At 38.0% G+C, this 10,984-nt stretch carries 8 protein-coding genes; 7 read left to right on the plus strand and 1 reads right to left on the minus strand.

Features of this window, described 5'->3' with window-relative positions:
* Positions 1 to 195 precede the first annotated feature (195 nt).
* The 7 genes from AC4QJR_RS03510 (at position 196) to AC4QJR_RS03540 (ending at position 9,716) form a co-directional block, all read left to right on the plus strand.
* A complete protein-coding gene (locus AC4QJR_RS03510; protein WP_496525301.1) occupies positions 196 to 966 on the plus strand; it encodes a LamB/YcsF family protein in 771 nt (256 codons plus the stop codon).
* Between the two features lies 1 nt (position 967).
* Positions 968 to 2,206 carry an NRAMP family divalent metal transporter gene (locus AC4QJR_RS03515; RefSeq protein ID WP_496525302.1) on the plus strand — a complete coding sequence of 413 codons (1,239 nt, stop codon included), beginning with the start codon at positions 968 to 970 and terminating at the stop codon, positions 2,204 to 2,206.
* 32 nt (positions 2,207 to 2,238) lie between these two features.
* A complete protein-coding gene (locus AC4QJR_RS03520) occupies positions 2,239 to 3,030 on the plus strand; it encodes a putative hydro-lyase (RefSeq protein ID WP_098575990.1) in 792 nt (263 codons plus the stop codon).
* A gap of 163 nt (positions 3,031 to 3,193) precedes the next feature.
* Complete coding sequence (locus AC4QJR_RS03525) at positions 3,194 to 4,078, plus strand: DMT family transporter (RefSeq protein WP_496525303.1); 885 nt, start codon at positions 3,194 to 3,196, stop codon at positions 4,076 to 4,078.
* Between the two features lie 337 nt (positions 4,079 to 4,415).
* Entirely contained in the window at positions 4,416 to 8,060 is a 3,645-nt protein-coding gene (locus tag AC4QJR_RS03530; RefSeq protein WP_496525304.1) for a S8 family serine peptidase, read from the plus strand.
* Entirely contained in the window at positions 8,011 to 8,568 is a 558-nt protein-coding gene (locus tag AC4QJR_RS03535; RefSeq protein ID WP_496525305.1) for a dockerin type I domain-containing protein, read from the plus strand. Before AC4QJR_RS03530 ends, AC4QJR_RS03535 begins: the two co-directional genes overlap by 50 nt.
* Before the next feature lie 248 nt (positions 8,569 to 8,816).
* Complete coding sequence (locus AC4QJR_RS03540) at positions 8,817 to 9,716, plus strand: LysR family transcriptional regulator (RefSeq protein ID WP_496525306.1); 900 nt, start codon at positions 8,817 to 8,819, stop codon at positions 9,714 to 9,716.
* 295 nt (positions 9,717 to 10,011) lie between these two features.
* Here the strand turns inward: AC4QJR_RS03540 and AC4QJR_RS03545 are convergent, their stop codons facing one another.
* Entirely contained in the window at positions 10,012 to 10,971 is a 960-nt protein-coding gene (locus AC4QJR_RS03545; protein WP_496525307.1) for a DUF4822 domain-containing protein, read from the minus strand.
* Positions 10,972 to 10,984: the final 13 nt, after the last annotated feature.

The raw sequence follows: 10,984 nt of genomic DNA on the forward strand, positions 1-10,984 counted from the left end.
TCAAATTAAAATACAAGTCTTGAAATATAGAATATTATGATATTTATAATTTTCATATAATTTTGCAAACAATATATTCAATTGAAAATAATTATGCTAGAATGGGTTTAAGTTTCAAAACCTAAGTTCCGAAATGTGGAACAAATGAGAGCGCTTATTGCATTAGTAGACGAGTGATCAATGGAGGGGAGAAATATGTTTCAAGTCGATTTGAATTGTGATTTAGGGGAGAGTTTTGGCCGTTACAAGCTTGGGGAACAGGAAGAAATTTTGAAATACGTCACATCTGCAAATATTGCTTGTGGCTTTCATGGTGGAGATCCCAGTGTGATGAGAGAAACGGTGAAGATGGCTATTTCTCATGGTGTCAAAATTGGAGCTCATCCCGGTTTGCCAGATTTAAACGGCTTCGGGCGAAGAGAGATGGCGATTACACCTCAAGAAGGATATGACATGGTTGTGTACCAAATTGGGGCATTGCAAGGGTTTTTAATGACTTTTAATGAAAAGATGCAGCATGTAAAACCCCATGGTGCTTTGTACAATATGGCGGCAAAGGATCGAAAACTTGCTGAAGCCATTGCACAAGCGGTCTATGACATATCCCCGTCATTGATATTATTCGGCCTTGCGGGCAGTGAATTAACAAAGGCCGGCGAAAAGATCGGTTTACGAACAGCACATGAGGTGTTTGCAGACCGCACGTATCAAGCGGACGGGTCTCTGACTTCCCGCTCACAAGAGAATGCGATGATTACAGATCAAGAACAATCGGTTACGCAAATTGTGAAAATGGTGACCGAAGGAAAAGTAGTTTCCCAGCAGAAAACAGAAGTTTCGCTTCGTGCAGATACCATTTGTATTCATGGAGATGGTGCACACGCCTTAGCCTTTGCAAAATATATAAATGAAACGTTAGAAAAGAAGAATATTACTGTAACTGCAATCTCTAACTTGGAGGTTTAATATGGAAAATCCTAAATTTGATGTTATACAGGAAAATGCCAAAGCGACAGGGAAAATGAAGGTAAGTAGAAGCGTATTACTCGGTGCCGCCTTTTTAATGGCGACATCATCGATTGGACCTGGATTTTTGACACAAACGACTGTATTTACACAGCAATTGGCTGCAAGCTTTGCATTTGTTATTTTAATTTCATTATTATTAGATATCTTTTCACAAATGAACATTTGGAGAATTATTGCCGTTTCCGGGCTGCGTGGACAAGAAATTGCCAATAAAGTGTTCCCTGGACTCGGAGTGGTTTTGGCCATCCTTATCGTCATTGGGGGTTTGGCATTTAATATCGGAAACGTTGCCGGTGCTGGATTGGGTCTGAATGCCATGCTTGGCTGGGATCCAGTTACAGGTGCTGTGATTAGTGCGCTGTTAGCGATCTTTATTTTTGTCGTGAAAGAAGCAGGGAAAGCAATGGACAAATTCGCTCAAGCAGCAGGGTTTGTAATGATCCTCCTCATGCTGTACGTGGCATTTACGACATCACCGCCGGTTGGAGAGGCGATTGTGAATACGGTAATGCCGGAAAAGATTAGCATGTTCGCGATCGTTACGCTTGTTGGTGGAACGGTTGGGGGATATATTACGTTTGCAGGTGGACACCGTTTATTAGATGCGGGTATCAAAGGTGTTGAAGCATTGCCAGCCGTTACGAAAAGCTCTGTTACAGGGATTCTTGTTACCGGTGTTATGCGGGTGGCATTATTCTTGGCTGTTCTTGGGGTTGTAACAAAAGGACTCGCGATTGATCCAGCGAATCCGCCAGCTTCAGTGTTCCAACTGGCTGCAGGTGACGTGGGATATCGGATGTTTGGTGTAATTATGTGGGCTGCGGCGGTAACATCTGTTGTTGGAGCGGCGTATACGTCGGTTTCATTTATCCGTACATTTCATCCTGCTATTGAGAAAAACCAAAATTGGGTCATTATTGCATTTATCGTTATTTCAACTGCCACGTTTGCTGTTGTTGGAAAACCAGTAACAATCTTGCTTATTGTTGGAGCATTGAACGCACTTATTTTGCCAATAGGTTTAGGTACATTATTAGTTGCTGCATATAAGAAAAGTATTGTTGGTGAGTATAAGCATCCGCTTTGGTTGACGATTACGGGCGGCTTTGTGGTAGTGATTATGGGCTATTTAAGTATAGTGACATTGATCGAGCAATTGCCATTGGTTTTTAAGTAATTCTATAAAAAGTCAATTTGGGAGGTAGCTTTATGGGGAAATATGAAACGTTGGAGCCGCAAGAAATAAGAGAGTTGATTCGGAAACAAGAGATTACTGGACCGACGGCAGGAATGTCAAAAGGGAATACCCAAGCCAACTTGGTTATCTTAAAAAAAGAGCATGCCTTTGACTTTTTACTTTTTTGCCAGCGGAATCCGAAGCCATGTCCTTTATTGGATGTGACGGAGCCTGGCTCATATGTTCCTGCTATGATTGCAAAAAGTGCAGATATCCGTAAAGACATCCCGAAATATCGTATTTACCGAGACGGTGTTTTTACAGAAGAAGTCGCAGATATTACTGAGTACTGGGAAGACGATATGGTCGGCTTCTTGTTAGGCTGCAGCTTTACATTTGAAACACCACTCCTAGAGGGCGGTATTCCAATCAGACATATCGAAGAAAACTGTAACGTTCCGATGTACAAAACGAATATTAAGTGCCAAAAAGCAGGCATGTTTGAGGGTCCGACAGTCGTCAGTATGCGGCCGATGACACCAGAAGATGCAATCCGTGCCGTTCAAATTACATCACGTTTTCCAGCAGTACACGGTGCGCCAATCCATATCGGGGATCCTAGCCAAATTGGCATCATGGATATTTCAAAACCTGATTTTGGAGATGCTGTCTCATTTAAACAAGGGGAGATTCCGGTATTTTGGGCTTGTGGTGTAACTCCTCAAGCGGTTGCGATGGAAAGTAAGCCCTCGATCATGATTACTCATGCACCAGGATGTATGTTCATCAGTGATATAAAAGATGAAGAATTGAGTGTTTTATAAGACGTATTTGTAATCATAATTTTATAGTAAAATAGAAATGAAATTCTAATAGTAGGATGTATAAATTATCTTACTAAAGTGAGGCGATGCACTAGTGCATCGTCTCTTCGAACTTTGCAGTTACAATTGCGACATGCTTTTTGTCGTTGAAAAGGGGATGTAGATGGTGTTTACAAAATCAACTGCTGCGCTTCTCGTCCTCATTTTGATCTGGGGAGCAAGCTGGCCAATCAATAAATTAGCAGTACCCTATTCACCCCCATTGCTTTATGCGGGACTGCGTGCACTTTTAGGAGGAATCCTGCTGACAGCTATTATTTGGAAGACACGGAAGGCGATAAATTGGCGGAAGAACTTGCAGAAGTACTTTATAGCGGCTTTCTTTAACACCATCCTTTTTTTCGGGCTTCAGACAGCAGGATTGCTCTATTTACCGGGTGGATTGTTTTCCGTTCTTGTCTATTTTCAGCCGATTTTACTGGGCCTTTTCGCTTGGCTGTTACTTGGTGAATATTTATCGCCAGTCCAAATACTTGGTCTGCTTCTAGGATTTGTAGGGATAGCGGTCGTTAGTGTGGATGGTCTGACAGTCCATATCTCACCAATCGGAGTAATACTCGGGTTACTAACTGCAATAAGTTGGGCGTTCGGAGTAATCTACGTTAAGAAAGTAAGTAGAGACGTAGATTCGTTTTGGATGGTGGCGCTTCAATGTATCATCGGCGGCATTTTCCTCCTAAGTATCGGATCAGTGTTCGAAAGTTGGTCTGCCATCGAATGGAATGGATTTTACATATCTGGCCTCGGCTTTGGTGCAACTATTGGCATACCATTGGCATACATCCTTTACTACAGTCTTGTTAATGCCGGTAAGGCAAGCAAAGTGGGTTCCTATACGTTTCTCGTCCCGATTGTGGCTGTTATTCTCGGAGTGCTTTTCTTAGGAGAAAAGGTAACATATCCACTGATTATCGGGATGCTGCTAGTAGGAATAAGCATTCATTTTGTGAATTTCCGGTATAAGCCTAAATACAAAAGGAATATGTAAGAATTACAGTTTTGTCTAGGGTGCCTGCCCCCGCTGCGTTAAAGTTTTAACACAGCGGGGGCAGGCACCTTTTTTATGTCCAAACAGGGAAGATGCTTTTTTTAATTGATTGTAAAGTTTAGTGAATATAAGATTCTCTAATTATTATATTAATATTTCTAATTTTATAAGAAAATTCTGATTTCGTATAATGAAATTAATAAAGGAGAAGGAGAGCGGAATAAAAATAACTATCAAAAATTAAAGATCACGTTTGCGGGATGACTGGAAAAATAAAGAATAAGTTTTGGTTTTAACAAGGACTTAAAAACCGGACATGGATGAGGAGAACTGGAGAATGAAGAAAAAGCACACAAGCAAACTGCTAGTAGGCGTACTATCTGCAACTATCGCATTTTCACAAGCACAAATGCTCAATGTATTTGCACAAAGCCCATCGCAATTATCTGGCGCTGTGGAAAAACTTAAAACTAACGTAGAAAGCAAATTGAATCTAACTGAAGAACAACGTCAAGCACTTAAGAATATGGATAAGTTCAATGCAAGAGGTCTTCATTTAACAGACGACGTGGATTTAAATAGTTCAAAAACTGTATCAGTTATTGTTGAGTTCAAAAATAAACCAAAGAAAGTTGCTGTACTTGAAGCAACTGCTAAAGGACAAGCCCTATCTGCTGACAAAGCACAAAGCAATGCAGATGCTGACCATGTAACATTTAAAGCTGATTTAGAAAATGTATTCAAAACAAAATCAGAAGGAACGTACAAAGTATCTCGTACATTCAAAACTGCATTCAATGGAGTAGTATTGCAAGTTCCTGCAAACAAACTACAAGAGATAGTTCAATCAGGAGCCGTTAAAGCAATTTATAGCAACCAAACTGTTCAATTAGATGAGCCTAAGTCACAACCTCTTTCTGCTGAAGCACATGGTCAAGGGATGGGAGCAGAGCGTTCTTACCTTAAAATAGACCAACTACACAAAGAAGGGTTTACGGGTAAAGGCATTAAAGTAGGTATCCTTGATACAGGGATTGATTACAATCACCCTGACTTAAAAGATGCTTACAAAGGCGGCTATGACTTAGTTGACAATGACAACGACCCAATGGAAACAACTTATGCTGATTGGGTAAAAGCTGGTAAACCGCTTATCGACGGTGGCGAAAAGCCTTATTATACTGAACACGGTACTCACGTTGCTGGTACAATTGCTGGTCGCGGAAAAGCTGATAATAACTTAGCAACTCTAGGTGTTGCTCCTGATGCAGATATCTATGCATATCGTGTACTTGGTCCAGGCGGTGGCGGTTCATATGGAGGCATTATCGCTGGTATTGACAAAGCTGTATCAGATGGTATGGATGTTATCAATCTATCTCTAGGTGCAACTTACAATGATCCATTAACACCTCAAAGTATGGCACTTAACTATGCAGTATTAAGTGGTGTAACAGCCATCGTTGCTGCAGGTAACGCCGGAGATGCAATGTACACTGTTGGAAATCCTGGAAATGCTGCTCTAGCGTTAACAGTTGGTGCAAGTGATGTACCAACAACGATTCCGACAATGGAAGGTCATGATAACGGCGTGGATATTGATATGCAATTATTAGCAAGAGGATACGATGATGACATTTCAACATTAACAAATACAACGTATCAAATTGTTAATATTCCTGGAGCAGGCGCATCATACAATTATAACAACTTAAATGTTACTGGCAAAGTAGTTCTAGTTGCTCGAGGCACAAGCACAATCAACGATAAAATCTTACAAGCTAAATTAAAAGGCGCGGCAGGAATCCTTATTTACAACAACGTGCCTGATGGATACATGCCATTCTATTTAGCAAAAGGTGCAGATTTTATCCCATCATTTAACTTAACAAATGCAGCTGGTCTTGCATTAAAACAACAAATTCTAAGTGGTAAAAGTGACTTTACTTTTAGCGACTTAGCTCAATTCACAACTAAAGGTGATGAGTTAGCATCATTCAGTTCACGTGGACCATCTCGAGTAACTTACGATATCAAACCAGAAATTACAGCACCAGGTGAAAGTGTGTTATCAACTGTTCCTGGATTTATTCATAGCCCAAATGATCCAACTGATTACGAATATGCATATGACCATCAATCAGGAACTTCAATGGCAACTCCATTTGTAGCTGGTGTTGCGGCATTACTAAAACAAGCAAACCATAATTTAAAACCTGAAGATATCAAAGCAATCTTAATGAATACAGCTGACCCATTAAGCCAGACTTATTCTGTATACGAAGTGGGTGCAGGGCGAGTTGATCCTTTCCAAGCTTTACATTCTTCAATTGAGATTAAGGTAAAAGATACAACACCAGTTGTTGTTAATGGAGAAATAAATGATATCAAAGAAATTACAAGTGCACTAAGTTTTGGTAACGTAGCTTTCACTGGTAAGGATTTAGTTGAATCTCGTTCTTTAACATTTGAGAACAATGGTTCTAAATCTAAAACGTTTGATGTGAAAGTTTCTTATCAAACAAACGTAAGGGGTTCAAAGGATGCAGAAAAGAATGGAGTTACAGTTACTACAGACAAAACTGTAAAGGTTCCTGTAAATAGTAATGTAACAAGAAAAGTAGACCTTTCAATCCCAACGAGAGCTGAAAAAGGTATTTACGAAGGATATGTAACTTACTCAAACCAGGATGATCCAGCTGAAACATATCGTGTTCCATTCGGAGTTCATTATGTCGAAGAAGGAATTAAAGAAGTTACTCTTTCTCGTCACTCAATCACGAATGACCGAAATGGATTAACAAGCATGATTATGAACCCATCTATTAATGCGTCAATGACGTTAAATTCTCATATGAGATACGTATACTCAATCCTTACTGATGCAAAAACTGGTGAAGATTTAGGTCTGGCGAACTCATTCGATGGTATGTATTTCGAAGAAGGTAAATCATTCGATATCGTTCCATTCTCAGGATTCTACTATCCGTATACAGATAGTACTCACCAAAATATAAAGAGAGTGGCAACTTTACCTAGAGAAGGTCATTACAAACTGAAAATCGTTGGTGTAAATGATGCTGGTAAAGAATTTGTTAATTCACAAGATCTGTTCATCGATAATACTTCTCCTGATAAGTTTGATGTGAAAGTACAAGGGGAAAAAGAAGGAAGTCCTTTCGTGGAATACAAGAAAGGTGAAACATCAATTCCAGTTACAGCTTCTATCCACGATCAAATGGTTGATCAAATGAAAGCAGCCGGAATTAACATTAATCAAGGTACAAATGGAATCCCTTATTCTTGGAACAGCAATAAAATCACTGGAACTCTAAAATTAGATGAAAACGGAAATGGTGCGGACCGAATTGCAGTAACTTCACCAATCACTCAAATAATATTTGTTGGTGGAGACCAAGCGACTAATGCAAATGCTCAAAAGACACATTACCTTGTTCAAGAAGATTACTCATACGTATACGGCGAACCACAAGGTCCGACTCGATACAACCAAATGATTACACATGCTGGGGATACAAGAACAGTTACTCTAACTGCTAATAATGTAAATAAAGTAAAATCAGCTCTTTACAGTTTTTCTGCAGATACACTTGATACAAGCATTGTTAGCGTTAAGTTAAATCCTGCAGCTGAGGCTTTAGGAGGAGTTCTATCTACAACTACAACTACAACTACAACTGGTACAAAGGTTCAAACGAATGCGACGGTTGCATTTAATGGTTCTCAAGAAGAAGTAACAGGTGATATCGCAATGGTTGATGTAACTTTTAAAATTCAAGATATCCAAAAAGTTACACGAAACTCAAGTTTAAAGTTTGAAGGTTCACCGCAAATTACAAATGTTGATGGTGTCGTATCAAAACCTTATGGTGTTATGGCAACAATTGTTATCTTACCGAAGTTCTCTTCTAATGGGTGGATATGTATATGCAGAAGGGTTATTCAAGAATGGGGAATTTGACAGTACTCCAACTAGAGACTATACAAAAGAAGGATTAAAGGCGTACGTTCAAGATAAAGACCGAAAGTTATATCCTGGCACAATCGCTAAGGATGGTCAATACCTTGTAAATGGACTACCACTTACTCATGACGATATGGCAATTGTATTTGATGTTCCTGGACACTTTACAACATACACTGATTTCCATGGTTTATACGAAAATGTAGATGGCGAAGATTACGGAGTAGCTGGTTACATTGGTTCTGATGTTTACACAGCAGTTGGTGGTGATGTGAACAAGGACAACGTAATCGACATCATGGATGCAATTGAAATGCAAAAGTATTGGGGAACAAACAACCGTAACACAGATATCAACTTTGATGGCACAACTGATGTAAATGACTTTGCTTTTGTGTACTACTACTTTGGAATGGGTAACCCAACAAATCCAAATCCAAAAGCTAAGAAAATTTATCAAGGTCAAAAGTTAGACAGCATCATCGTAGAATTAGGTTTAAATTAATTTAACTAGTAACCTAAACAGCTTCAGAGTTGTTTAGGTTACTCCGTTTTTTAACGAGTTAAGAGTCAATTAGGAATGCAATAATAGAAGGAATATATTTGTGACTTTATCATCAAACTGTAAGCCTGTTCTCTATACTTGAGAACAGGTTCTTTTATCCTCGAAGCCAAATTTTGTTAATCATAAATACTCTAATAGAGAAGATATAATTTGTTGTATACTGATAACGTTGTTAGAAGGAGAAGAGTATGAATATTGATAAATTAGAGTATCTAATTGAAGTTGCAAAAACAGGTTCCTTCTCGATTGCATCACAAAATCTATTTGTGAGTCAATCCGCTATTAGTCAATCGATTGTCAGTATTGAAAAGCGACTAGGGGTAAAATTATTTGAACGGTCAAGAGGTAATAGCGCCATTCCTACGATTGAAGGAGAAGAGATTATTACAATTGCGAATGAGATATTATTAAAATATCAAGAACTAATCGAGAAAGTACAATACATCAATAATAATGTGACTGGTAACTTGAAAATATCTACCGTGCCCGGATTTACAGCACCACTTTTAAGTCCAATTTCAGCTATTAAGGATAAATATCCAAAAATGGATATTGAAATTTTCCAAAAACCTGGACAGGATATTGTTGAAGATATAGTAGAGGGCAGAAGTGATATAGGTGTACTACCGCTAATTAAACATATACTGGAAAATAATGATCGTCTAATTTATCAAAATTTATTTGAAGGTAAAATGAAATTATTGGTTAGTAAAAAGTCTCCATTAGCTGAAAAAACATTTGTTACACCACAACAAATCGTAAAGGAAACACTGATTGCTTATAACGGGGCATACATTCAATGGTTTAAAAATAATTTTTATAAAAAGTTTGGTGTTATGAATGAATTATTTTCATCTACAAATATTGATACATTAAAGAAAGCAGTCGATGAAAACTTAGGTGTTTCATTTGTACCGGATAGTCATGGAGTTACTTATAATTTTAGTGATGATGTTACGTTATTAGATATAATCGATTACGATGCGGTAAAAATTCAATTTGTTTGGATTAGGTCCAGTAAAAAACATAATTCAAGAATGATAGGAGATTATTTAACGATATTGAAAGAGGATTTTAATTCAAGATGATTTGTATTCGTCAAAAATAGCCTTTACTCACTGTGAGTGAAGGCTATTTATTAATGGGTGTTCCCGTAGTGAGCTTTATTTTTATATATTCCAACCCTTCTCATTGGCATAATATTCTAATAGTTTCTTGTACTTTTCACCATACTTCTCTATTAGTTCTTCCTTAATTGTAAGTTCAGTAGGTATTCGATTTGATAAGTAACTTCAATAAAAAAAGGATGCTTGAGAGCATCCTTTTAACGGAGAAAACGATTCCCCTTTTAACTACATGCTGATTCCTGCTTAAAGTACTTAATTACTTAGAGAATTTTAGTTTAATATCACCATGATAAGGTATATGCTCAACAGTTATGGTTATATCTTTACCATCTTTATCTTTACCTTTTCTTTTATAGGTGAATTTATTTTCATTAAGCTCTGTTAATTCAAGAACGGCACCATACTTCATCCCTAGAGAAACATGTGCTCTTATCTTATTTCCATGTACGACATCGAAATAGCCGTAATCACCGCGGCTTTCACCAGTCTTATCATCATAAAATTCATATTTATTTGTCTTGTCATCGTATTTGGCAAGACCTAAATAATTAGAATTATAACTGGATACATCTTTGCCATTTTCGTCTAATGCCACGGTTCCTTGCCATAGGGTGCCTGCTAAAATTTTATCCCCATCCATGTTTGTCACTACTTCTCCTGTAGTTGTTTCCAACTTCTTATCCGGATCAGTAAAGGAAAGTTCTGTTTCTTTATAAGGGATATGATCGACAAATACCTCTACATCGTTACCATTAGCATCTTTACCCATTCTTTTATAGGTAAACATATCTTTATTTAGCTCTGTTATTTTGACAACAGCCTGGTATCCCATCGATTCTGAAATTAGTACTCTTACCTTCCCATCGTTGGAGATAAAGAAAGTTCCTTTATCGCCACGACTTTCTTTGGTGGTTTTATCAAAAAATTCATATCTCGATGTTTCAACGTCATATTTCGCAAGACCAATAAAGTTTGCATTATATTTTGTTAAGTCATGATTATCTTTATCATATACTTTTGTTCCTTGCCAATTTGTATTGCTTAGTATCCTAGCCAATTTCTGCCCTTTGGTTACCTTACTTTCTTTTTTATTGTCTTTAGCTTGTTGTTCGTGCTTCTGTTCACTTTGATTGGCTTGTGCAATGGTGTTACAACCTGTTAGTAATAATGTGAATCCGAGTAGTATTGAGGATAATGTTTTTACTTTTTTGTTCATTTTGTAGTCTCCT

It is taken from the genome of Neobacillus sp. BP17 (assembly GCF_059579525.1).